At 54.5% G+C, this 24,892-nt stretch carries 26 protein-coding genes; 12 read left to right on the top strand and 14 right to left on the bottom strand.

The window, feature by feature from the left end:
- The first annotated feature begins 2 nt into the window (after nucleotides 1-2).
- From chbC to chbG, 5 genes are all read left to right on the top strand, one after another.
- The gene (gene chbC / locus PGR10_RS05965; RefSeq protein ID WP_087859348.1) at nucleotides 3-1,361 is read left to right on the top strand and encodes a PTS N,N'-diacetylchitobiose transporter subunit IIC; all 1,359 of its coding nucleotides are present in this window, start codon (nucleotides 3-5) and stop codon (nucleotides 1,359-1,361) included.
- 52 nt (nucleotides 1,362-1,413) lie between these two features.
- A complete protein-coding gene (chbA, locus tag PGR10_RS05960; protein ID WP_015366185.1) occupies nucleotides 1,414-1,761 on the top strand; it encodes a PTS N,N'-diacetylchitobiose transporter subunit IIA in 348 nt (115 codons plus the stop codon).
- Nucleotides 1,762-1,773: 12 nt separating this feature from the next.
- A complete protein-coding gene (gene chbR, locus PGR10_RS05955) occupies nucleotides 1,774-2,613 on the top strand; it encodes a transcriptional regulator ChbR (protein ID WP_045393229.1) in 840 nt (279 codons plus the stop codon).
- A 102-nt stretch (nucleotides 2,614-2,715) separates the two neighbouring features.
- Entirely contained in the window at nucleotides 2,716-4,062 is a 1,347-nt protein-coding gene (locus PGR10_RS05950) for a 6-phospho-beta-glucosidase (protein ID WP_087859349.1), read from the top strand.
- A gap of 12 nt (nucleotides 4,063-4,074) precedes the next feature.
- Nucleotides 4,075-4,833 carry a chitin disaccharide deacetylase gene (gene chbG / locus PGR10_RS05945; protein WP_087859350.1) on the top strand — a complete coding sequence of 253 codons (759 nt, stop codon included), beginning with the start codon at nucleotides 4,075-4,077 and terminating at the stop codon, nucleotides 4,831-4,833.
- Nucleotides 4,834-4,874: 41 nt separating this feature from the next.
- Here chbG and katE read toward each other — a convergent pair whose 3' ends face one another.
- Entirely contained in the window at nucleotides 4,875-7,133 is a 2,259-nt protein-coding gene (katE, locus tag PGR10_RS05940) for a catalase HPII (protein ID WP_087859351.1), read from the bottom strand.
- 205 nt (nucleotides 7,134-7,338) lie between these two features.
- Here katE and cedA point away from each other — a divergent pair, with 205 nt between their 5' ends.
- Complete coding sequence (cedA, locus tag PGR10_RS05935) at nucleotides 7,339-7,578, top strand: cell division activator CedA (protein WP_259678455.1); 240 nt, start codon at nucleotides 7,339-7,341, stop codon at nucleotides 7,576-7,578.
- A 56-nt stretch (nucleotides 7,579-7,634) separates the two neighbouring features.
- Here cedA and PGR10_RS05930 read toward each other — a convergent pair whose 3' ends face one another.
- From PGR10_RS05930 to hxpB, 3 genes are all read right to left on the bottom strand, one after another.
- Complete coding sequence (locus PGR10_RS05930; protein WP_015366191.1) at nucleotides 7,635-9,026, bottom strand: L-cystine transporter; 1,392 nt, start codon at nucleotides 9,024-9,026, stop codon at nucleotides 7,635-7,637.
- Nucleotides 9,027-9,159: 133 nt separating this feature from the next.
- Nucleotides 9,160-9,750, bottom strand: a complete 591-nt coding sequence (locus PGR10_RS05925) for a metal-dependent hydrolase (protein WP_015705758.1) — start codon at nucleotides 9,748-9,750, stop codon at nucleotides 9,160-9,162.
- 127 nt (nucleotides 9,751-9,877) lie between these two features.
- Complete coding sequence (gene hxpB, locus PGR10_RS05920; protein WP_087859353.1) at nucleotides 9,878-10,546, bottom strand: hexitol phosphatase HxpB; 669 nt, start codon at nucleotides 10,544-10,546, stop codon at nucleotides 9,878-9,880.
- Nucleotides 10,547-10,697: 151 nt separating this feature from the next.
- On the opposite strand from hxpB, the gene PGR10_RS05915 reads away from it, so the two are divergent.
- Nucleotides 10,698-11,234, top strand: coding sequence for a YniB family protein (locus tag PGR10_RS05915; protein WP_047045057.1), 537 nt, complete (start codon nucleotides 10,698-10,700; stop codon nucleotides 11,232-11,234).
- A 33-nt stretch (nucleotides 11,235-11,267) separates the two neighbouring features.
- On the opposite strand, the gene yciA is transcribed toward PGR10_RS05915, so the two are convergent.
- The 5 genes from yciA to PGR10_RS05890 all read right to left on the bottom strand — a co-directional run bounded on the left by yciA (nucleotide 11,268) and on the right by PGR10_RS05890 (nucleotide 16,013).
- Entirely contained in the window at nucleotides 11,268-11,666 is a 399-nt protein-coding gene (yciA, locus tag PGR10_RS05910) for an acyl-CoA thioester hydrolase YciA (protein WP_015705756.1), read from the bottom strand.
- A 101-nt stretch (nucleotides 11,667-11,767) separates the two neighbouring features.
- Nucleotides 11,768-13,951, bottom strand: a complete 2,184-nt coding sequence (locus PGR10_RS05905) for a TonB-dependent siderophore receptor (protein ID WP_087859354.1) — start codon at nucleotides 13,949-13,951, stop codon at nucleotides 11,768-11,770.
- A 286-nt stretch (nucleotides 13,952-14,237) separates the two neighbouring features.
- A complete protein-coding gene (locus PGR10_RS05900; RefSeq protein WP_015366196.1) occupies nucleotides 14,238-14,777 on the bottom strand; it encodes a septation protein A in 540 nt (179 codons plus the stop codon).
- A gap of 51 nt (nucleotides 14,778-14,828) precedes the next feature.
- Nucleotides 14,829-15,572, bottom strand: coding sequence for a YciC family protein (locus PGR10_RS05895; protein WP_087859355.1), 744 nt, complete (start codon nucleotides 15,570-15,572; stop codon nucleotides 14,829-14,831).
- A gap of 27 nt (nucleotides 15,573-15,599) precedes the next feature.
- On the bottom strand, nucleotides 15,600-16,013 hold the full coding sequence (locus PGR10_RS05890) for a YkgJ family cysteine cluster protein (protein WP_087859356.1): 414 nt from the start codon (nucleotides 16,011-16,013) through the stop codon (nucleotides 15,600-15,602).
- A gap of 269 nt (nucleotides 16,014-16,282) precedes the next feature.
- Between PGR10_RS05890 and ompW the strand changes: the two genes are divergently transcribed.
- Complete coding sequence (gene ompW, locus PGR10_RS05885; RefSeq protein ID WP_045374891.1) at nucleotides 16,283-16,921, top strand: outer membrane protein OmpW; 639 nt, start codon at nucleotides 16,283-16,285, stop codon at nucleotides 16,919-16,921.
- Nucleotides 16,922-16,963: 42 nt separating this feature from the next.
- Here the strand turns inward: ompW and PGR10_RS05880 are convergent, their stop codons facing one another.
- Nucleotides 16,964-17,899 carry a LysR family transcriptional regulator gene (locus PGR10_RS05880; protein WP_087859357.1) on the bottom strand — a complete coding sequence of 312 codons (936 nt, stop codon included), beginning with the start codon at nucleotides 17,897-17,899 and terminating at the stop codon, nucleotides 16,964-16,966.
- A gap of 135 nt (nucleotides 17,900-18,034) precedes the next feature.
- Here PGR10_RS05880 and PGR10_RS05875 point away from each other — a divergent pair, with 135 nt between their 5' ends.
- From PGR10_RS05875 to PGR10_RS05865, 3 genes are read left to right on the top strand one after another with little or no spacing between them, the layout of a single operon-like run.
- Nucleotides 18,035-18,298 (top strand): hypothetical protein, encoded by a 264-nt coding sequence (locus PGR10_RS05875; RefSeq protein WP_259678456.1) that lies wholly within the window; start codon nucleotides 18,035-18,037, stop codon nucleotides 18,296-18,298.
- Between the two features lie 36 nt (nucleotides 18,299-18,334).
- Nucleotides 18,335-18,685 (top strand): DUF3302 domain-containing protein, encoded by a 351-nt coding sequence (locus PGR10_RS05870; protein ID WP_047054019.1) that lies wholly within the window; start codon nucleotides 18,335-18,337, stop codon nucleotides 18,683-18,685.
- Nucleotides 18,686-18,694: 9 nt separating this feature from the next.
- On the top strand, nucleotides 18,695-19,831 hold the full coding sequence (locus PGR10_RS05865) for an HlyD family secretion protein (protein WP_200111386.1): 1,137 nt from the start codon (nucleotides 18,695-18,697) through the stop codon (nucleotides 19,829-19,831).
- A 174-nt stretch (nucleotides 19,832-20,005) separates the two neighbouring features.
- Here the strand turns inward: PGR10_RS05865 and PGR10_RS05860 are convergent, their stop codons facing one another.
- On the bottom strand, nucleotides 20,006-20,953 hold the full coding sequence (locus PGR10_RS05860; RefSeq protein WP_430923160.1) for a quinone oxidoreductase family protein: 948 nt from the start codon (nucleotides 20,951-20,953) through the stop codon (nucleotides 20,006-20,008).
- A gap of 75 nt (nucleotides 20,954-21,028) precedes the next feature.
- On the opposite strand from PGR10_RS05860, the gene PGR10_RS05855 reads away from it, so the two are divergent.
- The gene (locus PGR10_RS05855) at nucleotides 21,029-21,484 is read left to right on the top strand and encodes a MarR family winged helix-turn-helix transcriptional regulator (RefSeq protein ID WP_430923159.1); all 456 of its coding nucleotides are present in this window, start codon (nucleotides 21,029-21,031) and stop codon (nucleotides 21,482-21,484) included.
- A gap of 30 nt (nucleotides 21,485-21,514) precedes the next feature.
- Here PGR10_RS05855 and trpA read toward each other — a convergent pair whose 3' ends face one another.
- Genes trpA through trpCF form a run of 3 tightly spaced genes read right to left on the bottom strand, consistent with a single transcriptional unit; the run spans nucleotide 21,515 to nucleotide 24,890 of the window.
- Complete coding sequence (gene trpA, locus PGR10_RS05850) at nucleotides 21,515-22,324, bottom strand: tryptophan synthase subunit alpha (RefSeq protein ID WP_113373650.1); 810 nt, start codon at nucleotides 22,322-22,324, stop codon at nucleotides 21,515-21,517.
- On the bottom strand, nucleotides 22,324-23,517 hold the full coding sequence (gene trpB / locus PGR10_RS05845; protein ID WP_015366207.1) for a tryptophan synthase subunit beta: 1,194 nt from the start codon (nucleotides 23,515-23,517) through the stop codon (nucleotides 22,324-22,326). The genes trpA and trpB overlap by 1 nt, the downstream gene beginning before the upstream one ends.
- 14 nt (nucleotides 23,518-23,531) lie before the next feature.
- Entirely contained in the window at nucleotides 23,532-24,890 is a 1,359-nt protein-coding gene (gene trpCF / locus PGR10_RS05840; protein WP_430923158.1) for a bifunctional indole-3-glycerol-phosphate synthase TrpC/phosphoribosylanthranilate isomerase TrpF, read from the bottom strand.
- Between the last annotated feature and the right edge of the window lie 2 nt (nucleotides 24,891-24,892).

Genomic DNA, 24,892 nt, shown 5'->3' with positions numbered 1-24,892 from the left:
CTATGAGTAAAGTGATCGATTCGCTTGAAAAGGTACTCCTTCCTTTTGCAGTTAAAATAGGAAAGCAACCGCACATTAATGCGATTAAAAACGGCTTTATTAAATTAATGCCGCTGACCCTCGCCGGGGCCATGTTCGTATTAATCAACAACGTTTTTCTGAGCTTTGGTGAAGGTTCTTTCTTTTATTCAATGGGGATTCGTCTGGATGCCTCCACCATTGAAACCTTAAACGGCTTTAAAGCCATCGGCGGTAATGTCTACAACGGTACATTGGGCATTATGTCGCTGATGGCGCCGTTCTTTATCGGCGCCGCGCTGGCCGAGGAGCGTAAAGTCGACCCCATGGCAGCAGGTCTGCTGGCGGTTGCCGCCTTTATGACCGTCACGCCTTATAGCGTGGGTGAAGCCTACGCCGTCGGCGCCAACTGGCTCGGCGGGCAGAACATCATCTCCGGGATGATTATCGGCCTGGTGGTGGCGGAACTGTTCACCTTTGTTATTCGCCGTAACTGGGTCATCAAACTGCCGGATAGCGTACCGTCATCGGTATCACGTTCCTTCTCGGCGCTGATCCCGGGCTTCCTGATTTTGTCAGTCTTCGGCATTATTTCGTGGATTCTGTCAAACTACGGCAGCAACTTCCATCAGATCATCATGGATTCCATCTCCACGCCGCTGGCGGCGATGGGCAGCGTCGTTGGCTGGGCGTACGTTATCTTTAACTCCCTGCTGTGGTTCTTCGGGGTGCACGGTTCGCTGGCGCTGACCGCGCTGGATAACGGCATTATGACGCCGTGGGCGCTGGAAAACATCGCGCTGTATAACCAGTATGGTTCTGTCGACGCGGCCATCGAAGCCGGCAAACAGTTCCACTTCTGGGCGAAGCCGATGCTCGACTCCTACATCCTGCTGGGTGGTTCCGGTGCGACGCTGGGTCTGATTATCGCCATCTTCATCGCTTCTCGCCGCGCCGATCATCGTCAGGTCGCTAAGCTGGCGCTGCCGTCAGGCATCTTCCAGATTAACGAACCGATTCTGTTCGGTCTGCCGATCATCATGAACCCGGTTATGTTCATCCCGTTCGTGCTGGTACAACCGATTCTGGCCGCGATTACGCTGGCCGCTTACAGCCTCGGCATTATCCCACCGGTGACCAACCTGGCGCCTTGGACGATGCCAACCGGTTTGGGCGCTTTCTTTAACAGTAACGGTAGCGTTGCTGCCCTGCTGGTCGCGCTCTTCAACCTTTGTATCGCTACTGCCGTGTACCTGCCGTTCGTCATCCTGTCGAACAAAGCGCAGAGCACCATCGAGCAGGAAGAGAGCGAAGAAGATATTGCTAACGCACTGAAATTCTGATGTCGAGCGGTACGGGTTCACCCCGTACCGCCTGAGAAACGAGGGAAATATTATGTTTGATCTGGATAACATCGACGCGGTAGAAACCCCGGAAAATGACCTCGAAGAGGTGGTGATGGGGCTGATTATCAACTCCGGGCAGGCGCGTAGCCTGGCTTATGCGGCGCTGAAGCAGGCAAAGCAGGGGGATTTCGCCGCCGCGAAATCGATGATGGAGCAATCGCGGATGGCGCTGAGCGAAGCACATCGCGTCCAGACCCAGCTGATTGAAAGCGATGAAGGCGAGGGCAAGATGAAGGTAAGTCTGGTGCTGGTTCATGCGCAGGATCATCTGATGACCTCAATGCTGGCCCGTGAACTGGTGGCCGAATTGATCGAGCTGCATGAGAAGGTACAATAGGCTATCCGAACGATGAGGCAGCCGAAAATGATGACCACCGAGATCAGTACCGCCAGGGAACAACAGCTCTTCAACGGGAAAAACTTTCATGTGGTCATCTATAACAAAACGGAGAGCGTGAGCGGGCTTCACCAGCATGATTACTACGAATTCACTATCGTTTTAACCGGGCGCTATTATCAGGAAATTAATGGCAAACGGGTGTTGCTGGAGCGCGGGGACTTTGTCTTTATCCCAATGGGGTCGCACCATCAGAGCTTTTACGAGTTTGGTGCGACGCGCATTCTTAACGTTGGCATCAGCAGACGCTTCTTTGAGAAACATTATCTGCCGCTGCTGCCGTTCGGTCTGGTCGCCTCTCAGGTCTATGCGGTGCAAAGCGCCTTTCTCAGTTATATCGAGTCGGTTATTGCTTCACTAAATTTTCGCGAGACTGAATTTGACGAATTTATTGAACTGGTCTCGTTTTACACCATTAACCGCTTGCGTCATTATCGTGAAGAGCCCGTTGAAGATGTGATCCCTCACTGGCTGAAAAATACCGTAGAGGATATGCACGATAAAAATAAATTTGGCGAAAGCGCGCTGGAAAATATGGTGCAATTGTCCGGGAAAACGCAAGAATATTTAACCCGGGCGACCCAGCGCTATTATGGTAAGACGCCGATGCAGATCATTAATGATATCCGCATCAATTTCGCGAAAAAACAGCTGGAAATCACCAACTATTCGGTCACTGATATTGCGTATGAATCAGGATATAGCAGCCCAAGTCTGTTTATTAAAACTTTCAAGAAGCTGACCTCATTCACGCCAAGCAGTTATCGTAAACAGCTGACCAATATTAATTAACTCGCAGCGGTATTTACCGCGCGGTTTATTCATTCAAGTTAACTGTCCGCATTTATGCGGAGAGCGGTCTACGTCTACGCGTAGCGCCTAAGGGAGAAAGATATGAGCCAGAAATTAAAAGTCGTGACTATCGGCGGCGGTAGCAGCTATACCCCGGAATTACTGGAAGGTTTTCTCAAACGCTATCATGAGCTGCCGGTAACGGAACTGTGGCTGGTGGACGTGGAAGAAGGGCAGGAGAAGCTCGATATCATCCATGCGCTGTGCCAGCGGATGGTAGAAAAAGCCGGCGTGCCGATGAAAGTCTACAAAACGCTGGATCGCCGCGCGGCGCTGGAAGGGGCGGATTTCGTCACCACGCAGCTGCGCGTTGGCCAGCTGAAAGCGCGTGAAAAAGATGAACGTATCCCGCTAAGCCACGGCTATCTGGGCCAGGAAACCAACGGTGCGGGCGGTCTGTTTAAAGGTCTGCGTACCATCCCGGTGATTTTCGATATCGTCAAAGATGTGCAGGAAATTTGCCCCGATGCGTGGATCATTAACTTTACCAACCCGGCGGGTATGGTCACCGAGGCGGTTTACCGCCACACCAACTTCAAGCGCTTTATCGGCGTGTGCAACATTCCAATCGGTATGAAGATGTTTATTACCGATGTGCTGCAACTGAATCCGAGCGATGAGCTGAATATCGATCTGTTCGGTCTTAACCACCTGGTATTTGTTCGCGATGTACTGGTCAATGGCGTGTCGCGCTTCGATGAACTGCTGGACGGTGTGGCTTCAGGCCGCCTGACCGCGAACTCGGTGAAAAATATCTTCGATCTGCCGTTTAGCGAAGGATTGATTCGCTCACTGCGCCTGATCCCATGCTCGTATCTGCTTTATTACTTCAAGCCGAAAGAGATGCTGGCGATTGAGATGGGTGAGTACTACAAAGGCGGCGCGCGCGCTCAGGTGGTGCAGAAGGTTGAAAAGCAGCTGTTCGAACTTTACAAAAATCCGGATCTGAACATTAAGCCGAAGGAGCTTGAGCAGCGCGGCGGTGCTTACTACTCTGATGCCGCCTGCGAGGTGATTAACGCCATCTACAATGATAAGCAGGCCGAGCACTATGTGAATATTCCGCACCATGGCCATGTTGATAATATTCCGGCCGACTGGGCGGTAGAAATGACCTGTACGCTGGGCCGCGACGGCGCGAAACCCACACCGCGAATCACGCATTTTGATGAAAAAGTGCTGGGACTGATTTATACCATCAAAGGCTTTGAAGTGGCGGCCAGCCAGGCGGCAATGAGCGGCGAGCTCAATGATGTGCTGCTGGCGCTCAATTTAAGCCCGCTGATTCATTCGGATCGCGATGCCGAGCAGCTGGCGCGGGAGATGATCCTCGCCCATGAGAAGTGGCTGCCGAATTTTGCAGCGACTATCGAAAAACTGAAACAGTAATGGGAGCGGCCGATGGAACGCGTATTGATCGTTAACGCCGATGATTATGGCCTGAGCAAAGGGCAGAATTACGGCATTATCGAAGCCTGCAAGAATGGACTGGTGACGTCGACTACGGCGTTGGTCAACGGCGCGGCTATCGGCCACGCCGCCCAATTAAGCCGCAGCCTGCCCGAGCTGGCGGTGGGCATGCACTTTGTGTTGACGCTGGGCGAGCCATTATCGGCGATGCCGGGGTTAACCCGCGACGGGCGGTTGGGCAAATGGATTTGGCAGATGGCGGAAGAGGACAGCCTACCGCTGGATGAGATCGCCCATGAACTGGAGTGTCAGTACCGGCGTTTTATCGAACTGTTTGGTTGCGAACCGACGCACATCGACAGTCACCACCATGTGCATATGATTGCGCAGATCTACCCCATCGTCGCCGCCTTTGCGCGCGAAAAGGGCATCGCTTTGCGTATCGATCGTCAGGTGGCGGCGCTAAATGGCCTCGACCAGGATGCGGCGCGCAGTAGCGATGGCTTCAGCAGCGAATTTTACGGTGAAGCGGTTTCACAAGCGCTGTTCCTGCAAACGCTGGATGCATCGCTCGAACGGCAAGAAAACTCGCTGGAAGTGATGTGTCATCCGGCATTTGTCGATAACACCATTATGGGCAGCGCTTACTGCTATCCGCGGCTGACCGAACTGGACGTGCTGACGTCCGGCGAACTGAAATACGCGATCGCGGAACGCGGCTACCGGCTGGGAAACTATCGCGACGTATAAAGAGAGGAAAGCCCGGCAGCCATGAACTGCCGGGCTTTTTACTATGCGGGTATGGCCGCAACTTTACTGCTTCTTGACCAGATGCGATGCGCGGCCAGTAGCGTCAGCAGCTTATCGACGCTAAGCGTATTAATCGCGTCACATTCGATAACCCCTTCTTCACCCGCAGCGGGCACCTGTAGCAGCGAACTAAACTGCCGCGCATCGCCCGCCAGTAAAATGGGCTTCAGATGCTTATAGGCTTCCAGCAGGTAGTAGCGGGCATCGCCGTTATCGCTGATGCTGCTCAGGTCGCCGCCGGGAACAATAACCGCATCAACCGTCAACGATGGCGAGCCGGCGAAGGTTCCGGCGATCGGTAGCTGCGATCCATCATCGGCGCTGACTTCGCCCATACGCGAATAGAGAAGTTTGCTGTGGACGCCTCTGGCCTGCAGCGCCTGCAACAGGTTGAGTACATCCTGCGCGCAGGTCTTCTCATTGAGTAATACCGCGACAATTCGCCCTTTTACATCGCCATCGCCATCGGCGTAAAGACTGAGGGTAGGATCTTTCTCCACGCCGTTAACCGGCGCTGGTGGAGCAATATTCCGCTGCTCATCGCTGAGTTCGATACCGAGATTGTTGGCTACCGCTTCCGCCAGCCCGATATCAATATGCGCCAGATGATCGACCACCCGCTCGCGGATCCAGACTCTCACCACTTTGCTCAGCTCAAAACTAAAGCCGCCGATAATGTGCTGTTGCTCGATCGGCGTCTGGCTGAGCCAGAACAGGCGAGGTTGGGCGTAGTATTCGCCGAAGGAGGGACTACGGTTACGGATTTTCTCGCCATCAACGCGTTCCGCCAGCGATTCAAAGCCGCCGCGTTTCGGCGCCGGCGGCGTTTCGCGAGGCCAGTTATCGTTGATAGAGTTAGGCTCATAGTTTGCCGGATTGGTATCAATCTCCATTCGGTGCATGCCGTCACGCTGGAAATTATGATACGGGCAGGTGGGGCGGTTAATTGGAATTTCGTGGAAATTTGGCCCGCCGAGGCGGCTAATTTGCGTATCGGTATAGGAGAAAAGTCGCCCTTGCAGCAGCGGGTCGTTACTAAAATCGATACCCGGCACAATATGACCAGGATGGAATGCCGCCTGTTCGTTCTCAGCGAAGAAGTTGTCGGGGTTACGGTTAAGCACCATTTTGCCGACTCGTTGTACGGGTACCAGCGCTTCCGGAATGAGCTTGGTCGGATCCAGCAGATCGAAGTCGAAATCGAACTCGTTTTCCTCCGGAATTAACTGCAAGCCGAGCTCAAACTCCGGATAATCGCCAGCCTCAATGGCTTCCCATAAATCGCGGCGATGGAAGTCCGGATCGCGGCCGGTCAATTTCTGCGCCTCATCCCACACCAGCGATGCTTTACCGGCCACCGGTTTCCAGTGGAAGCGCACAAAGGTGGCTTTACCTTCGGCGTTGATCAGGCGGAAGGTATGAATGCCGAAACCTTCCATCGTACGATAACTGCGCGGTAAGCCGCGGTCTGACATGGCCCACATCACGTTATGCAGCGTTTCCGGCTGTAGCGAAACATAATCCCAGAAGGTGTCATGAGCGCTTTGTCCCTGTGGGATTGCCCAGTGCGGTTCAGGTTTCACCGCATGGACAAAGTCGGGAAATTTAATCGCATCCTGGATAAAGAAAATTGGCGTGTTGTTGCCCACCAGATCGAAAATGCCCTCTTCGGTATAGAATTTGGTGGCGAAGCCGCGGATATCGCGCACGGTATCGGCTGAACCCGCGCCGCCCTGAACGGTAGAGAAGCGGACAAAAACGGGGGTGATTTTTTCCGGTGCGGACAGAAAATCGGCTTTGGTAATCTCTTTCAGGCTTTTGTAAGGCTGGAAATAGCCGTGTGCGGCGGAACCGCGAGCATGAACGATACGCTCGGGAATGCGTTCATGGTCAAAATGGGTAATTTTCTCACGTAAGATAAAATCTTCCAGCAACGTTGGCCCGCGGTTGCCGGCGCGCAACGAGTTTTGATCGTCGGCGATGCGTACCCCCTGATTGGTGGTCAGCGGAAAGTTTTCACCACCTTTACGCTGCGGCTCGAGGGTATCTAATTTTATGCTGTGAGTATCCGGCGCTTTCAGGCTACCCGGCGCCGTCGGTTCCTCCCCGGGCGCGGTTGGCTGGGGAGTAGGGCGCCACTCGCGATCTTCTGGCGCCAGTGAATCGAGGCCCGGTTTTGCTTCATCGCTATCGTGTACCGGAGCCTGTCGGCTGTGTGGGTCGTGGTGCTTTTCTGACATCTGCTCGTCTCCTGCTTTCATTGCTAAAAGTGGTCGTTGCTAAACCAAAACCCTTCTAACTATAGAACATTGTGCTGAGGATGCCGCTCTGAAAGGAATGGAGTTATCCTAAAATGCGCATCGTGCCAGGAGGGGCGACGAAAAGGGGGGCGATCGGATATGATAGGGGTTTATGTTCCCGCTTTGCTTAGTGAATCCATCTGTTATGAAAACATTGCGCCAACAAAATCGCCCTGTCATTAGCTACGTGCCGCGCGTCGAGCCTGCGCCGCCGGATCATGCCGTTAAAATGGACCATTTTCGCGATGTCTGGATATTGCGGGGCAAGTATGTCGCCTTTGTACTGATGGGCGAGCGTTTCCGCCGTTCTCCGGCGTTCACCGTGCCGGAATCGGCGCAGCGTTGGGCTAATCAGATACGCCAGGATGGTGAAATAGAGGCTTGAGCTTGTAGGCAAAAAAAAGCCGCTGAATTTCAGCGGCTTTTTTGTGGCTGTTAACGTTAGCGATGCGCCAGCTCGGCGTCTTCTTCACTATCGAGGATAGCTTTATCCGTCTGGCGCAGCCACTGGCTGGTCAGCGTGCCGGCGGTCATTGAGCCGTTAACGTTAAGGGCGGTACGGCCCATATCAATCAGCGGCTCGACGGAAATCAACAGTGCGACCAACGTGACCGGCAGACCCATCGCCGGCAGCACGATCAATGCCGCGAAGGTGGCGCCGCCGCCAACGCCGGCTACGCCCGCGGAGCTCACGGTGACGATACCCACGAGGGTGGCAATCCACATTGGATCCAACGGGTTGATGCCAACGGTCGGGGCTACCATTACCGCCAGCATTGCCGGATAGATACCGGCGCAGCCGTTCTGACCAATCGTCGCGCCGAATGAGGCGGAGAAGCTGGCAATAGATTCTGGTACACCCAGACGGCGCGTCTGCGCTTCCACGTTCAGCGGAATAGAAGCCGCGCTGGAACGGCTGGTGAAGGCGAAGGTAATCACCGGCCAGACTTTACGGAAATACTTCAGCGGACTGACGCCATTGACGGCTAACAGCAGACCGTGCACCACAAACATGATGCCCAGCGCGATGTAAGAAGCCACGACGAAACCGCCGAGCTTGATGATGTCGTGCAGGTTGGAACCGGCAACCACTTTGGTCATCAGCGCCAGCACGCCGTACGGAGTTAACTGCATCACCAGACGCACCAGCTTCATCACCCAGCCCTGCAGCGTGTCGATGGCGGTCAGAACGCGTTGACCTTTCTCCACATCGTCTTTCAGCAGCTTCAGCGCCGCAACGCCAAGGAACGCCGAGAAGATAACGATGCTGATGATAGAAGTCGGGTTCGCGCCGGTCAGATCGGCAAACGGGTTCTTCGGCACAAACGACAGGATCAGCTGCGGAACGCTCAGATCTGATACTTTACCGACATAGTTGCTCTGAATGGCGTTCAGACGGGCGGTTTCCGCGCTGCCCTGCACCAGGCCTTCAGCGGTGAGGCCAAACAGGTTGGTCACCAGCACGCCGACCAGCGCGGCGATGAGAGTGGTGAACAACAGCGTACCGATACTCAGGAAACTGATTTTACCCAGCTGTGAGGCATTGTGCAGACGAGCCACCGCGCTCAGAATTGAGGCGAAGACCAGCGGCATGACGATCATCTGCAGCAGCTGCACATAACCGTTACCGACGATATTGAACCACTGAATAGAATCTTTCAGAACCTGGCTGTCGGAGCCGTAAACCAGCTGCAGGCCGAGACCAAAGATAACGCCGATAACGAGACCGACCAGTACTTTTTTAGCGAGGCTCCACTGTTTGTGGCGGGTTTGAGCCAGCGCAAACAGTAAAACCGCGAACACGACAACGTTCGCTATTAATGGAAAATTCATCCCCGTTCTCCTGATATCTTGTTACCTGGGTTGGTCTGAAACCAACTCTTATGGCGCCAAGAGTAGCAGAAGGCCTTATTGCTTTCTTATACTCAAATGGAATGGGTTATAACCAAAAAACCATTTAGCGTATTTATCGTTCAGCCTGATGGTTAATAAAGCGATTAAAGGTTATTTGCAGCGAATTAATCATATTTGATGACCAGCGCACGGCGCTATTTTCGGCCATGCTCTGCGGCATCCAGACGGCGTAAATGAACAGCGCCATGCACAGCGCGCGTTCTAGCTGATTGCCTTTGCGCGGCGCGAGGATTGGTAGGCGGAACCGCCAGCGGCACGGCCACAGCAGCGGTACGCCAGCCGGGGTGAGCATATCGGCAAGTATATGACTGAGGTAGCCCAGCACTAAACCCTGCAGCGCATCCGCTGGGATAATCCAGCTCTCAGGTACTTTCAGGTAGAACAGCGCCAGCGCGCCGAATACCGCCAGCAGACTGTGGGTAAAACCGCGGTGGCCAAAGGCGCGCGCTACCGGTTTCGAGACCCAGCTTAAGCGCTGCCCGAGGAAAGATTTTGGATGGTCGATGTCGGGCAGCAGGCAGGTTAGCACGGCGGAAGGAACGATATGCCACCAGTCCCCCTGCGCCAGCACGGGGGTTAGTTCTGCATTTTTTGCAAATACCGCACAGGCGATAGAAAAGAAGAGGTGGCCTTCCGCCGTCATGATAAAAACCCTAAACTGTCAATTCATACAGTATAGGGTTTTTATACAGTATACGGAAGAGGTGACGGTGTAACTCTTTGTCACAAGGTTGACATATTTTGACGACACCCATGCCTGCGCACGTCGCTTAGCCGCGCAGGTCCGCTACCGTCAGCTGCTGCAGAGACGCCAGTTTCACATCGGCCAGTACGAAGCGCGGATCGCGGCTGTTTTCTGCTTCCGGAACGACAATCGAACGCATACGCGCCGCTTTGCTGGCAATCATACCGTTAACTGAATCCTCCAGCGCCACGCAGGCCATCGGCGCGACGCCAAGCTTAGCGGCGCAATCGAGATAGACCTGGGGGTGCGGTTTACTGTATGGCAGGTGCTCGGCGGAAGCCAGCGCGTCAAACTGGTCGCGCAGTTCAAACATCTCCAGCACTTTTTCCAGCATATGCAGCGGCGACGCGGAAGCGAGGCCGATTTTTAGTCCTTCGGCCTTACACAATGCCACGGCTTCACGCACGCCGGGCAGCAGCGGCCGTGACTCCTCGACCAGCTGAATGGCCCTGCGGATAATGCTGGCGGTAACCTCAGCGCGATCCGGGCCTCGCCAGGGCTGTTGAGCAAACCACAAATCAACCACCAGGTCGATGCGCAGCCCCAGCAGGTCCGGCAATTCATCACGGCGGCTAATATCCACTCCGAGGCTGTCCAGTACCTCCAGCTCTGCGCGGTCCCATAGCGGCTCTGAATCGATAAGCAGGCCATCCATATCGAAAATAGCGGCAAGAATCTGGCGCTTCGCTGACATAAGTTCCTCTCCATTGGCGTAAGTAGATAACGAAATTGTCCATATGGTATATCATACCGCGCTTAAGCAGGCGAAATTCGCTGACGAAGATAGACTTATACCTGACTCTATGTCGGCATGAAGAGTCTGGCGTTTTAAACAAGGGGAACTCATGACGTATCAACAAGCTGGACGCATTGCGGTCATTAAACGCATTTTGGGATGGGTCATCTTCATTCCAGCCGTGCTGTCTACGCTGATTTCCGTACTGAAATTTATGTACGAGCATAGCGAAAAGAAACCGGGTATTGATGCGGTGATGATGGACTTCGCCCACCTGATGATTGAGATGGTGCGTTTTAATACGCCGTTCCTGAATTTCTTCTGGTACAACTCGCCGCTGCCGGAGTTCAAACATGCGTTGAACATCGGTTTCTGGATTATCTACGCGCTGGTGTTTGTCGGCATGGCGTTGCAGGCTTCCGGCGCGCGAATGGCCCGCCAGGCGAAGTTTCTACGCGAAGGTGTGGAAGATCAGTTGATTCTGGAACAGGCTAAAGGAGCGGAAGGCCTTTCTCGTGAACAGCTTGCCGAACGTATTGTCGTGCCGCGTCATACGATCCTGAAGCAGTATTTCACGCTGTACGTACTGCCGATTGTGGTGATTGTGATTGGTTATATTTTCTTCTCGCTGTTGGGTTTCCTTTAAGCAGAAGAGCTGCCCGGCGAACCGGGCAATTTCCTACTCGGCAGGCAGCGCTCGCGGCTTGCCTTCATTGTCTACCGCCACATAAATAAACAGGGCTTCCGTCGCCTTGTAACGCTGGCCCAGTGGTTCCGTCGATACTTTTTTCACCCATACCTCAATATTAATGGTGATTGAGGTGTTGCCGCGTTTTACGCAGCGGGCATAGCAGCACACGACATCGCCAACGGCGACCGGGCGTAAAAAAGTCATACCATCAACACGGACGGTCACAACGCGGCCGCGGGCAATCTCTTTGGCCATAATCGCGCCGCCGATATCCATCTGCGACATCAGCCAGCCGCCAAAAATATCGCCGTTCGCGTTGGTATCCGCCGGCATGGCCAGGGTGCGTAAAACCAATTCGCCCTTCGGGGCGAGATCTGTTGTTGTCATTCTATACTCTGTACTAGTCAAAGAAGATCAGGCGCGATGCTACTATGAAAACGGCGCAGAGAGAATAGGGGAATACGCCCGTCGGTACGGGCGTCGGCAGATTAGAAACTTAGGGTAACGCCGGCGTAATAGGCGCGCCCCGGCTCGTTGTAAGTTGAAGCACCGGCGTTCTCGCGATAAATCTGCTTATCAAACAGGTTGCTGATGCCGGCGTTGAGGCGAATATCTTTCATCAACTGATAGTTGCCGCCGATCCCTACTATCGAATAAGCGCCGACTTCATTGGTGGCGAGAACCCCGGTCTCGTTGCGAATTTCTGCGTACTGACGCGGCTTTTGACGGCCATACATTGTCCAGTTTATGTTAGCCGACAGTTTGCTGTTTACCTGCCAGTCGAACATGGTATTGATAGTATATTTCGGGATCACCGACAGCGGATTGCCGGTATCTTTACTTTCCGATTTAATCATCCAGGTCGCGTTGGTGCGCCAGTTCAGGGTTTCGGCAATCAATGGGATCAGCACGGTCCCTTCCAGTCCTTCTACTACGGCTTTGCCGCCGTTCTGCCACTGTAGAATGTTGTTGCCGCTGGAAGTGTAGCCAAGCACCTCGGTGCCGGAGACGATTTTGTTTTTGTAATCATTACGGAACCAGGTGATCCCGGCGTTATAGCCGCCGGCGTTGAATTCCAGCCCAAGCTCTTTATTGATGCTGATTTCCGGATCCAGATCCGGGTTGCCGAGCAGATAGCAACTGCCTGTTGCAATGGCGTTCGGGCATCCGTTGCCGCGGGTGGAGAGCAGATAGCCTTCGCTGGATTGATATAAATTCGGTGCTTTAAATACCCGTGCAATACCTGCTTTTACTTTAAACCACTCACCTAATGCCTGCGCCAGGTTGAGGCTTGGGCTCCAGTTACTGCCGAACTGGTTGTGGTAATCGAAACGCAGGCCGGGAATGATGTTAGTTCCCGGCGTGGCCTCGATATTATCTTCCAGGTAGATCCCGGTTAACGTGGCGCTGTTTTTGCTACTACGATCGGCGGCATTGCCGCTGGTGCCGGCGATGGTTTCACCGCTCACGTCAGTGGCCTGCATCGACGCCGGATCGTTGAGTTCGTCGCGGTTCCACTCCATGCCAAGCGTCAACGTTTGATCCGCCAACCAGTAGAACGGAATGTTTAACTCGCCTGTGGAGCGCCATGATTCCAGACGGCTGGTGGCGTATTCATCGCTATTGATCATCCCCTCGACGCGGCCGGTTGATCCTTCCTGCAGGCGGGTATTATTGGTTTTTTCATAATAAACGCCGGCTTTTGACTGTCCCCAATCCCAAATTCCGTTATAGGTTAGCCCCCACGACTGGCGATACAGGCGGTTGGTCTCATGGCCGTAGAGTGAATCAACCAGGCCATTGGGGCTAAGGTTGCCGTTACTGTACTGGGTATCGCCGGCATAAATATTGCCCTGGCGGCTGTAGGCATAGTTGAAATCGAGGATCTGTTGTGGGGTCATTTTCCACGACAGCAGGGCGTTAATATCTTTATTACGCACGCCTTCGCGACCGGCGGCGTATGAGCCATTCTGCGCATGGTTGATATCCCAGGCGTCAGCATCGGTTTTATTGATGTTGCCGTACAAACGCATGGTGAGGGCATCGCCTGCCAGCGGCCCGCTGAGGTTAAAGTTGGCCCGGTTGGTGGCGCCTTCTTTGTTATTCTCCGGTTGATTGGTGAAGAACGACAGTGAGCCGTGCCAGTCGTTGGTTGGTCGTTTGGTAATGATATTCACCACGCCGCCGGCCGCGCCGGACCCATAGCGGGCCGCAGCGGGTCCGCGCAGGACTTCAATTCGTTCAACCATTTCAGCGGGTACCCAATTACTATCACCGCGGGTATCGCGTTCACCGCGCCAGCTGTAACGTACCGAATTTCGTGAGGTAACCGGTACGCCATCGATCAAAATCAGCGTGTTTTCGGGGCCCATCCCGCGAATGTCGATTTGACGGTTGTTACCGCGGCTACCGCTGGCGCTGTTGCCGGTCAGATTCACGCCGGGCATCTTACGGATGATTTCTGACAGGTCATTAACCGGCGGCTCTTTGGCAATATCTTCGGCAGTGATAATCGAAACGCCGGGCTGTTGTTTTAACGCTTCTTCGGCGGTGCTGTAGACCACCATAGTTTCAGTATCCTGTTCGGCTTCTTCGGCCAAACTCTCCGCTGAAAAGAAGCTGGCGATAATGATGGTAAGGGGAGCGAGGGGGAATGCGGTGTTCGTTCTCATTGTAAATATCCGTATCAAAATAAAACAAGAACGTGAATATTAATAATAATCATTATCATTACAATCAGGCGAGACGAAACTTCATCAAATCCTCACAATTGGCGCAATTTTTCCTGTTTGATGAAGAAAGCGTGAAGGCGAGCCGTTGGGGAATGGCGTAATAAGAGGTGGCTTACCCACTCTTTCGGAAGTTAAATTTGAACTGAACGGGATAGGAGGTAGAGAAAAGAAATGAAAAGCACAACGGAGGCGGTACGCGCCGGCTAGCGCGTACCGTTGAGAGGTATTAGTGCTTATCGTCCTGTGGCATGTGGCGGTAGATATAAACGCCGCTCAACAGGGTAAAGACCAGGGTCAATGCCGTTAAACCGAAGACTTTGAAGTTGACCCAGATATTCTGCGGCAGCCAGAACGCGATGTAGATATTGGCCAGCCCGCAGAGAATGAAGAACAGCGCCCAGGCCAGATTCAGCCGTGACCACACCTGCTGCGGCAGCGTCAGCTCTTTACCAAGCATGCGTTGGATCAGCGGCTTTTTCATTACCCACTGGCTGAACAGCAGGGCACCGGCAAACAGGGCGTAGATGACGGTCACTTTCCACTTAATAAATTCATCGTTGTGGAAGAAGATTGTCAGCCCGCCGAATACGGCGACCAGCACAAAAGTGATCAACGCCATCTTTTCAACTTTACGATAGCGCACCCAGCTATAAATGAGGACCACCGCGGTGGCGACGATCAGCGCGGTGGTTGCGGCGTAGATATCGTAAATCTTATAAAAAGCGAAGAAGACTACGAGCGGTAAAAAATCGAGAAACTGCTTCATACATCAATTCCGTCGTTCAGGAAGGGCCGGAATGCCCGGCCCTGATTAAAGTTAGTTGCGAATAAGCATATACAAGCGGAACAAATAGATCAGCAACAGCGTAGAGAACAGATTGCTGATGGTATTAATGACCACGGCGGCAACGTTTGGCGACAGCGTTGCAAAGCTTGAAGCAAGCAGCAGTAGCGCCGTTTTTGCCAGCAGCCAGCCGAGTACCGCTGGCGCCACCAGGCGCATGTTCGCCCACGCCAGACGCATACTGCCGCGCATTGCGCTAAAGATGCCGATTTTATCCTGCACCAGCATCACCGGCGCGAACGCCAGGACAATCGCCAGCAGCACGCCCGGCACCAGCACCAGCATCATCCCCATCTGTACCACGAAGGTGGTGAACAGAATAAGCAGCAACAGCTTCGGCAGAACCGGCGCCGCCGCGCCGATTGCCCGCAGCGCGCTGACGCGATGCCCGGCGGAGATTAGCTGAATCAGCAACAGTACGCCGCCGACGAGGATGGCATTCCCCACCAGGCCCGAGAAGGTTGAGGCTGCCGACGCGCGCAGCAGGATCTGCTGCTGTTCCGGCGTCATGTTTTGCACCAGCTCAAACAAGCCGGCGCTGCCCGCCAGGTTATCGCCCTCGCTGAGGATCGATAACTGCTCGTCACTGGGCGAAAAGGCATGGCCAATAACTACCGTGATGAACGCGCATAACAACGCAATCAGCAGAATAGTAACGAACTGATTACGAAAAAAATTCCCCGTGTCACGGTAGACGGACTTCGCCGTGATAGACATGCATTCTCCTTGAGTCTTGCAGGTGTTTTAACTAGCCGGGGATTGTACCGCAAAACGTGGTTGGGTAGCAGTCTCTGCCGAGGTCACGGTAGGTATATCTTTGTAAAGAGTTCCCAGCGGCGGCAGGCCGTAGCGGGCACGGGCGCGATCGCACGCTTCGTTGAGTTCGCCGCCTTCGCCTGACATAGCAAACTCGCGGCAGGGGGAAGGCCGCTGGTGATAGATGGTGCAGTGCACCGATTCGCCGATTTCACCGCTTAAGGCGGTACAGCGGCTTTGCCGCTGATTGGTACCGCTCATGCAGCGCAGAAAAGGGGTAAGGGGTTCGGTGAGCTGTGTGGGTACCACGCCGCCGGCGTCGTCGGCTTCAGCCCAGTAGAAGGAGACTCGAAAATACGCACAACAGGCACCGCACGTCATGCACGGGTTGATTTCACTCATAATTACACCTGAAAAAAACGCATCAACACAAATTGTCGGCAATTAAATTAGCTATCCGCACGATCGGCGACAAGAGGGGCAAGCAAAAATTTTTCTCATGGGTAAAAATTGATGTAAAGACGAATCAGTACGTTACTAACTGCTGCAAAAATTAATCTGGATCAATAAATGTTAAATCTAATGGCCTGGTGTGATCTAAAACAGATCAAAGCTAACTCATTGTAGGTATATTTGCAGCCGCTGATAAAAACCATAATGGGGACATGGATATGAAGAAAATAGCAGCGGCGGCATTGATCTTAGGTACGCTTTCTGGTGGTAGCGCCTGGGCGCATGAAGCGGGGGAATTTTTTATTCGCGCGGGCTCGGCGACGGTTCGCCCCACTGAGGGTTCTGACAACGTGCTGGGTAGCCTCGGCGGTTTTAACGTCAGTAATAACACCCAGTTAGGTTTAACCTTTACTTACATGGCGACCGACAATATCGGTATCGAACTGCTGGCGGCAACGCCGTTCCGCCACAAGGTCGGTACCGGGCCGACCGGCACTATCGCCACCGTACACCAGTTGCCGCCGACGCTGATGGCGCAGTGGTACTTTGGCGATGCGCAAAGCAAAGTGCGCCCGTATATCGGCGCCGGTATTAACTATACGACCTTCTTTAACAATGATTTCAACGATACCGGTAAGGACGCCGGGCTTTCCGACCTGAGTCTGAAGGATTCATGGGGCGCGGCAGGACAGGTTGGTCTGGATTATCTGATTGATCGCAACTGGCTGCTGAACATGTCAGTGTGGTACATGGATATCGACACCGATGTGAAATTCAAAGCCAACGGCGTTGACCAGAAAGTCAGTACCCGTCTGGATCCGTGGGTGTTTATGTTCTCTGCTGGTTATCGCTTCTAATGCTTTAAAAAAACTGGCCGCTTGCGGCCAGTTTTATCCTCTTCAGACCAGCCGGTGGGCGTGCAGTTTAGCGCTTTCCATTATGCTATCCATTATCACCTGTACACGATGCGGCAACACGCCGCGCTGACGATAAATCAACCACGCCTGCATATTCACGCCGCGTTCCCGTGGCAGACATGGCTGTAACGTACCGGCCTCTAATTCCGCCGCGACGGAGTAAAAAGGGGCATATACGATGCCCAGTCCCTGTTTAGCAAGCTCGATTGCCGGCAAAATGTTATCGCATACGCTGGAACCGTTGACCTCTACCTGAATACTCTCACCCGCGGCGTTATAGCAATGCCAACTGTTGCGGATCCCGCCCAACGTACGCAAAGTGATACAGCGGTGCTGCGCAAGCTCATCAACATCGTGCAGAGGCGACTGCGCAATATAATCCGCGCAGGCAAACAGCCCCATGCGAAAGCGGGTGAGAGGCCTTGCGATCAGGCTTTCGTCCTGCGGTTGGAAAAAGCTAATCAGCAGATCGCAATCGCTATCGAAAAGCGTCCCGTGTTTCTGTTCGCGCTCGTCGGGATTGCGGGTGAGAAGATTGACGGTTAATTCCGGCGCCGAGCGCAGCACCGGCGGCAAAAGGTATCGGGCAAGGAAAGCCTGAATGCCGATTGGCGCGCCGAGCGTCACCATGCCGTTAAGGCTGCGTTTCCAGGTACCGGACATATCAAGCAGGTCATTATGCTTATCCAGCAGGATGTCCGCCCGGCGCAGGAACTGCTCGCCAAACTCGCTCAGAATTAACGCTCGAGGGTGGCGGATAAAGATTTCCAGCCCCAGGCGCCGTTCCAGCGCGTTCAGCGCCCGCGACACATTCGACTGCGGCATGTCCAGTAGCTGGGCGGCTTTGCTAACGCTTGCCGTTTCGGCAATCATGCGGACGATACGGAGTTCGTCAATACGCAGGTCTTTTTCTTTCATGAGATGGCTTCTTTCGGTTTGCTATATCAAAAATGATATATATCTTTGCTGTCATTGTCATATGACTTCTGGTCAGTCGCTGGGTATTATTTGCGAAGATTATTTGTTACAGCCGAAAATACAGAGAAATAATCGATGAAAATAACAAGAATGGCTGCGTTATCTGTGATGTTGCTGCTGGCGGCGTGCGCTACCAGCGTAACCGAAGAAGAAAAAAAGATTGAATATGACGATATTATCAAAGGGCTATCGGTCTCGGGAGAAGAGATTTTATATCGGAAAGATAAAACTACTGATTTTTACCGTTATCAATATTTGGTCTATCAGTCGGCAAACTATCATTCTCGACTAAGCCCCAATATTAAATCGAGTGGTATTGCTAATTATAAAACAGCGTAGTCAGCACTGTTTTACCGTTTATTGTCAGGAACCATTATGTTTCTTAACTACTTTGCCTTAGGCGTATTAATAGCCGTGTTTTTGATTTTATTTTACGGCATTATTATTATTCATGATATTCCCTATTTATTGGCCAAGAAACGCCAGCATCCTCACCAGGATGCGATCCATGTCGCCGGCTGGGTGAGCCTGTTCACCCTACATGCGATTTGGCCGCTGTTATGGATCTGGGCCACGCTGTATCGCCCCGAGCGCGGGTGGGGAATGGCGCATAAAGGCGAAGATAATGCCGAAATGCATCAGCGAATCAGGCAACTTGAAAGCGAGCTCAAGCGTCTACAGGAACAACAAATAACTGTTACGACAAACTCGTCAAATAAACGCTGAGGCCAATGTATGGATTTACTCATTATTCTTAGCTATGTGGCGTTGGCCTATGGCGTATTTAAAATTTTTCGTATCCCGGTAAATAAATGGACGGTGCCAACCGCGGTCCTTGGCGGCGTGTTTATTGTCGGCGCGCTAATTCTGACTATGAATTATAATCACCCGTACACCGACCGGGCGCAAAAAATAGCTCTGTCGATCCCGATTGTGCCGCAGGTGTCGGGGGCCATCGTAGAAGTTACCGATAAAACGAATGTGTTATTACGCAAAGGCGAGGTACTGTTTCGTCTTGATGATAGCCGCTATCGCGCGCGACTGAATAAACTGGAGGCGGATCTCAGTGCCGCCGAAGCGGATATCAGAACCCGGAAAGCGGCATTAAGTGAATCCGCCGCTAACGTCCAGCGGATGACGGCGGAATATGAACGTGCCCGTCAGGATTATCAACGCTATGCGAAAGGCGCGGCCATGCCGGTTAACCCTTTTTCCGAGCAGGACGTGAATCACGCCGAGCAGCAATATCAGGCGCAATCCGCGGCCCTGCGGGCGGCTAAGGCACAGTATCAACAGGAGTTAGAAAGACTTTCTGCGCGTTTCAATGGCGAGGATGCGCAAATCGCCAGCCTGAAATCGCAGATTGCCGAGGCGCGTTATGACCTTGAACAGACGGTATTCCGCGCGCCCAGCGATGGTTATGTTACCCAGGTGCTGGCGCGACCGGGAACCACGGCAGTTCGTCTGCCGTTCAAACCGGTGATGATTTTTATTCCGCAGCAGAAACGGCAGGTGGTGGCGGTATTTCGCCAGAACGCTATCCTGCGCCTGGAGCAGGGGGACGAGGCAGAGGTGGTATTCAATGGTCTACCGGGGCAGGTGTATGCCGGCAAGGTCACAAAAGTATTGCCAACTATTCCCGACGGCAGCTACCAGGCCAGCGGCGCGTTACAGGGTTTAAGCGCCACGCCCGGTCGGGAAGGGGTTTATGTGATGATTGACCTCGCGGCGAGCCGCGATCTCGCCCATCTCCCTGATGGCGTCAGTGCCCAGGCGGCGGTGTATACCGACCATTTTGCCCACGTGTCGGTGATGCGTAAGGTGCTGTTACGGATGACCAGCTGGTTGCATTATCTGTATCTCGACCACTAAAAGCTGAAGTTGAGCGAAAAAAAGCCCGCGATAAACGCGGGCAAAAATACTGGAAGCAATGTGAGCAATGTCGTACCGAATACCTGAGTTGTTCACTCAACTATTCGGTAATGAGAAAGATAATATTTCTCATTTAAGATATCAACCCCAGAGTTTGTGCGGAGGCGAATTTTTTTAATCAAGGGTGAAAACCGTGCGTTTCTGGCTGTTATCACGCGGCCAGGCCGCCGCGACATCGCGGAGCGGCAGCGGCGTGGTGGCGATGGTAAACTGACCGGGAACCGCAGCCTGCAGCATCTCCCCGGTTGCCGCCAGCAGTTGCGGCATGGTCAGGCTGCCGATGCCGCTGCCCATAAGCTGTAGCGGCGCGGCGCGCAGCACGGCGCCATTTAACGTGATATCCGCCCCGGCAAGGGAACCCACCTGCACATAACGCACCGGCTTATCGCCGGGGGTATATTTCGCCAGCATGGGCAGCAGCAACTCTGCGCTGCGTCCCCACAAATAATCCACGATCGCATCAACTTGCCCGGCGCTGGCGGCGGCGAATTGTGCGCTAAGCGTCTGCTCATCGGCGGTTAAATCAATACACTCATCGGCTGCGAGGGCGGCCAGCGCTTGCGCATTGCGCCCGGTGGCAATGATTTTTTTCGCACCGAGGTGGCGGGCAATCTGCACCGCCAGCTGCCCGGCGCTGCCGGTGGCGCCGTTAATCAGTACCGTTTCGCCGGCCTGAAACTGCGCCCGCTTTACAAGCGCAGCCCAGGCAGACATGCCCGGATTGGCCATGGCCGCGGCGCTGATATCGTCAAGTTCATCCGGCAGCGGCAGGTAATTCCGCATTGCGACCGGCGCGCGTTGCGCCATACTGCCGAACGGGGCGCTGGGGAAAGCGAAATAGACGCGCTGGCCGTCAGGGGTCATACCGACGCCATCGATACCGACGACAAACGGCAGAGTGCCGTCAAAACTATAATGATGTCCTGATGCCCGGCCTTTAACCACGTGGCTAATGGCGGCGGCGCGAACGTCGATCAGCGTGTGTCCGACGGCGGGCTGCGGTTCGCTAAAATCGGCCCATACCGGGCCTTCGCTTAGATCAAATACCACGGCGGCTTTCATAACATTATCTCCTGATGATAATTATGTGTAATATGCACATATTCTTCAGGAGCACTATACGCGGTTAACTAATACATGCAAGATGCACATAATAATTACGACATCACCGACTTTCACGGCGCACTGCTGGATATCATTAGCGTGATGAATCAACCTCTTCGCGATGAGCAGATATTGCAGGCGGCAGGGGTGCAGCTTGAACAGATACTATTTCCGCTACTGGTGGCGGTAGGGCGCTATGGCCCGGTGGGGGTAGTTGAACTGGCGGATCATTTAGGCCGCGATTACACCACCGTCAGTCGTCAGGTGAAAAAGCTGGAGGCTCAGGGGCTTGCCTGCAAGCAGGCCAATGCCAAAGACCGGCGGATTAGCGAGGTGACGCTCAGCGAAAAGGGGCAGCGGATGATCGACGCTATTGCCGTTGCGCGGCGGCAGTTAATGAATCAGGTGCTGGCTGGATGGTCAGAAGACGAGGTGCTGGCGCTGTTTCGCTTAACGCGAAAATACGCCAACAGCCTGCAGCGGAAATAGCCGCCCGGCGTGAGGCCGGGCGACAAAGGGTCAGATGGTTTTGGTCGCCGCTTTCAGACCGTGCACGAAGGTTTTTAGCTCTTCGAGCATTTTTTGCGGCTGCTCGAGGTTGCGCTCGATAATCTTAACGATGGCCGAGCCGGATATTGCCCCGGCGGCACCGGCGTCAATAGCGGCCGAAACCTGCTCCGGCGCCGAGATACCAAAGCCCTGCAGAGGCGGCGCGGCGTTATATTCCGCTAGTTTTTCAATCAGATGATGCAGCGGCAGCGCGGCGCGGTTTTCCGCGCCTGTCACGCCAGCGCGTGATAGCAGGTAGGTATAGCCGCGGCCATAGGAGGCAATCTGGCGCAGTAAATCGTCATCGGCATTTGGCGGGCAGATGAAAATCGGCGCAATGTTATGGCGCAGCGCTGCCTGACGGAACGGGGCGGACTCTTCGACCGGCACGTCGGCGACCAGCACGGAATCCACGCCAACACGCGCGCATTCGGCGTAGAACTCATCAATCCCCGGGCTGAACACCAGGTTCGCGTACATCAAAAGGCCGATTGGAATGGTCGGATGCTTGTGGCGGATCGCCGCCAGCATCTCGAAGCACTGCGCCGGGGTGACGCCGGCGGCAAAAGCGCGTAATGTCGCGCCCTGAATCGTCGGGCCGTCGGCCAGCGGGTCGGAGAAGGGGATCCCCAATTCCAGCGCATCGGCGCCGGCTTCAATCAGCGCATCGATGATTTTTAGCGACTGCTCCGGCCCCGGATCGCCAAGGGTGACGAAGGGAACAAAGGCGCCTTCCTGGCGGTTTTTTAACTGTGCAAATAGCGTCTCGTAACGTTCCATCAGATTTCCCCTCGCGCTTTCAAAATGTCGTGTACGGTGAAGATGTCTTTATCGCCGCGGCCGGACAGGTTAACTACCAGCAACTGCTCTTTATCCGGGTTCTCGCGCATCATCTTCAGCGCGTGCGCCAGAGCGTGGGACGATTCCAGCGCCGGGATAATGCCTTCATGGCGGGAGAGCGCTTTAAAGGCATCCAGCGCTTCGTTGTCGGTAATTGACACATACTCGGCGCGCCCGGTGCTGTTAAGGAACGCATGCTGCGGACCCACTGACGGGAAATCCAGCCCGGCGGAGATAGAATAAGATTCTTCGATCTGCCCGTCGGAGGTTTGCATCATCGGCGACTTCATGCCGAAGTAAATGCCGACGCGACCGTGCTTCAGCGGCGCGCCGTGCTCGCCGGTTTCGATACCGTGGCCGGCAGGCTCGACGCCAATCAGGCCAACGCGGGATTCATCAATGAAATCAGCGAACATGCCGATGGCGTTAGAACCACCGCCAACGCAGGCGATCACCGCGTCCGGCAGGCGTCCTTCTTTCTCAAGGATCTGCGCTTTAGTTTCTTCGCCGATCATGCGCTGGAATTCACGCACGATAGTCGGGAATGGGTGCGGGCCAGCGGCGGTGCCGAGCATGTAGTGCGCCTTCTCGTAGCTGCCGGACCAGTCGCGCAGCGCTTCGTTACAGGCATCTTTCAGGGTGGCGGAACCGCTGTGCACTGGAATGACCTCCGCACCCATCAGGCGCATGCGGAAGACGTTCGGCGACTGACGCTCGACGTCTTTGGCGCCCATATAGATGCGGCATTTCAGACCGAGCAGGGCGCTGGCCAGCGCCGAGGCGACGCCGTGTTGGCCGGCACCGGTTTCGGCGATAATTTCCGTTTTGCCCATACGTTTGGCCAGTAGCGCCTGGCCCAGCACCTGGTTGGTTTTGTGCGCGCCGCCGTGGAGCAGATCTTCACGCTTGAGGTACAGCGTGGTGCGGGTGCCTTCGGTCAGATTGCGGCATTTGGTCAGCGCCGTCGGGCGGCCCGCGTAGTTTTTCAGCAGGTCGGTGAATTCAGCCTGAAACTCAGGATCTTTTTGCGCGCTGACGAAAGCTTCTTCCAGCTGGCGCAGGGCGGGCATCAGGATCTGCGGAACGTACATACCGCCGAATTCGCCGAAATACGGGTTCAGTAAAGTGCTCATTATTGCATTGCTCCTTAATATGCGCGCAGCGTCTGGAAAACGGCAGCCACCAGGCTTGCCTCTTTGATTCCCGGCTGCGACTCTACGCCTGAGTTGAAATCGAGTCCGGCACAGCCGCTTTTCGCGGCTTCTACGCAGTTATCGGCGCTGAGGCCGCCTGCCAGCATCACGTTACGCAGGTCCTGGCCCTGCAGCAGCGACCAGTCGAAGCGTTGACCGCTCCCGCCTTGACCGTTGTCAAAGACATATCTGTCCACATGATTGAGGTTACGCGGCGGCAGTGTTTCGCCGACGCTCAGCGCCTTCCAGATTTGGATCTGCTCCGGCAGCGCCGCGCGGAGGGCATCAATCCAGGCCTGATCTTCGCTCCCATGAAGCTGGACCGCGGCGAGTTTCAAGTTGGTCGCACGGGTGACGACCTCTTCAATGGCTGCATCGCGGAATACGCCAACGAAGCTGAGCGGCGCGGCGGCCATTACCGCCTGTGCCTGCTGGTCGTCAACGGCGCGCAGCGAACTGGCGACGAAAATCAAGCCGCCGTAGATAGCGCCCGCCTCCCAGGCGACTTGCGCATCCTGCGGACGAGTCAGGCCGCAGACCTTGTTCTCACCTAACAGCACGCGCTTCACCGCAGCGCTGAGGTCCGGTTGCTCCATTAGCGCCGAGCCAATCAGGAAGCCGTTGGCAAAGTGGCTCAGTTCGCGGACTTCGCCGTAGGTATGGATTCCGGATTCGCTTATCACGGTGACATCCGGGCCGAGACGCGGCGCCAGTTGACGCGTGCGGTTCAGGTCAATCGACATATCGCGCAGATCGCGGTTGTTAATGCCGACGACTTTGGCCTTCAGCGCAATCGCGCGTTCCAGCTCCTCTTCGTTGCTGACTTCTGTCAGAACGCCCATATTGAGGCTGTGGGCGACGGCGGCGAGCTGGCGATATTGATCGTCATCGAGCACCGAGAGCATCAGCAGGCAGGCATCAGCCTGATAGTAACGCGCGAGGTAAATCTGGTAAGGATCGATGGTGAAGTCTTTACACAGTATCGGCTGCGGCGCGACTTTGCTGACAATCGGCAGAAAATCAAAGCTGCCCTGAAAATATTTCTCATCGCACAGTACCGAAATTGCCGAGGCGTAGTGCTTATAAACCCCGGCGATGGTCGCCGGGTCGAAATCTTCACGAATCAGTCCCTTCGACGGCGACGCCTTTTTGCATTCAAGAATAAAGGCGGTGCGGGCGCCGGCCAGCGCATCGTAAAAATGGCGTTCGGACGGCACGATGTCATTCTGAAAACTGGCTAACGGTTGTTGTTGTTTGCGGGCTTCTACCCAAATCGCTTTGTCGGCAACGATTTTTGCTAAAACGGTCTGCATTA

Source organism: Klebsiella sp. 141198, assembly GCF_050600785.1.
GTDB classification, from domain to species: domain Bacteria; phylum Pseudomonadota; class Gammaproteobacteria; order Enterobacterales; family Enterobacteriaceae; genus Klebsiella; species Klebsiella aerogenes.
The sequence above is the reverse complement of the archived record's forward strand: the minus strand, read 5'-3'. Positions and strand labels throughout refer to the sequence as shown.

Coding starts and splice junctions, on each gene's coding strand:
- chbC (WP_087859348.1), top strand. CDS start 3: ATGAGTAAAGTGATCGATTCGCTTGAAAAGGTACTCCTTCCTTTTGCA.
- PGR10_RS05900 (WP_015366196.1), bottom strand. CDS start 14,777: ATGAAGCAGTTTCTCGATTTTTTACCGCTCGTAGTCTTCTTCGCTTTT.
- PGR10_RS05880 (WP_087859357.1), bottom strand. CDS start 17,899: ATGAAAGAAAAAGACCTGCGTATTGACGAACTCCGTATCGTCCGCATG.
- PGR10_RS05875 (WP_259678456.1), top strand. CDS start 18,035: ATGAAAATAACAAGAATGGCTGCGTTATCTGTGATGTTGCTGCTGGCG.
- hxpB (WP_087859353.1), bottom strand. CDS start 10,546: ATGTCAGCGAAGCGCCAGATTCTTGCCGCTATTTTCGATATGGATGGC.
- yciA (WP_015705756.1), bottom strand. CDS start 11,666: ATGACAACAACAGATCTCGCCCCGAAGGGCGAATTGGTTTTACGCACC.
- chbG (WP_087859350.1), top strand. CDS start 4,075: ATGGAACGCGTATTGATCGTTAACGCCGATGATTATGGCCTGAGCAAA.
- trpB (WP_015366207.1), bottom strand. CDS start 23,517: ATGAGCACTTTACTGAACCCGTATTTCGGCGAATTCGGCGGTATGTAC.
- PGR10_RS05865 (WP_200111386.1), top strand. CDS start 18,695: ATGGATTTACTCATTATTCTTAGCTATGTGGCGTTGGCCTATGGCGTA.
- PGR10_RS05855 (WP_430923159.1), top strand. CDS start 21,029: ATGCAAGATGCACATAATAATTACGACATCACCGACTTTCACGGCGCA.
- PGR10_RS05905 (WP_087859354.1), bottom strand. CDS start 13,951: ATGAGAACGAACACCGCATTCCCCCTCGCTCCCCTTACCATCATTATC.
- trpCF (WP_430923158.1), bottom strand. CDS start 24,890: ATGCAGACCGTTTTAGCAAAAATCGTTGCCGACAAAGCGATTTGGGTA.
- cedA (WP_259678455.1), top strand. CDS start 7,339: ATGAAAACATTGCGCCAACAAAATCGCCCTGTCATTAGCTACGTGCCG.
- katE (WP_087859351.1), bottom strand. CDS start 7,133: ATGTCAGAAAAGCACCACGACCCACACAGCCGACAGGCTCCGGTACAC.
- PGR10_RS05950 (WP_087859349.1), top strand. CDS start 2,716: ATGAGCCAGAAATTAAAAGTCGTGACTATCGGCGGCGGTAGCAGCTAT.
- PGR10_RS05860 (WP_430923160.1), bottom strand. CDS start 20,953: ATGAAAGCCGCCGTGGTATTTGATCTAAGCGAAGGCCCGGTATGGGCC.
- PGR10_RS05890 (WP_087859356.1), bottom strand. CDS start 16,013: ATGAGTGAAATCAACCCGTGCATGACGTGCGGTGCCTGTTGTGCGTAT.
- PGR10_RS05895 (WP_087859355.1), bottom strand. CDS start 15,572: ATGTCTATCACGGCGAAGTCCGTCTACCGTGACACGGGGAATTTTTTT.
- PGR10_RS05870 (WP_047054019.1), top strand. CDS start 18,335: ATGTTTCTTAACTACTTTGCCTTAGGCGTATTAATAGCCGTGTTTTTG.
- chbA (WP_015366185.1), top strand. CDS start 1,414: ATGTTTGATCTGGATAACATCGACGCGGTAGAAACCCCGGAAAATGAC.
- chbR (WP_045393229.1), top strand. CDS start 1,774: ATGAGGCAGCCGAAAATGATGACCACCGAGATCAGTACCGCCAGGGAA.
- ompW (WP_045374891.1), top strand. CDS start 16,283: ATGAAGAAAATAGCAGCGGCGGCATTGATCTTAGGTACGCTTTCTGGT.
- PGR10_RS05915 (WP_047045057.1), top strand. CDS start 10,698: ATGACGTATCAACAAGCTGGACGCATTGCGGTCATTAAACGCATTTTG.
- PGR10_RS05925 (WP_015705758.1), bottom strand. CDS start 9,750: ATGACGGCGGAAGGCCACCTCTTCTTTTCTATCGCCTGTGCGGTATTT.
- trpA (WP_113373650.1), bottom strand. CDS start 22,324: ATGGAACGTTACGAGACGCTATTTGCACAGTTAAAAAACCGCCAGGAA.
- PGR10_RS05930 (WP_015366191.1), bottom strand. CDS start 9,026: ATGAATTTTCCATTAATAGCGAACGTTGTCGTGTTCGCGGTTTTACTG.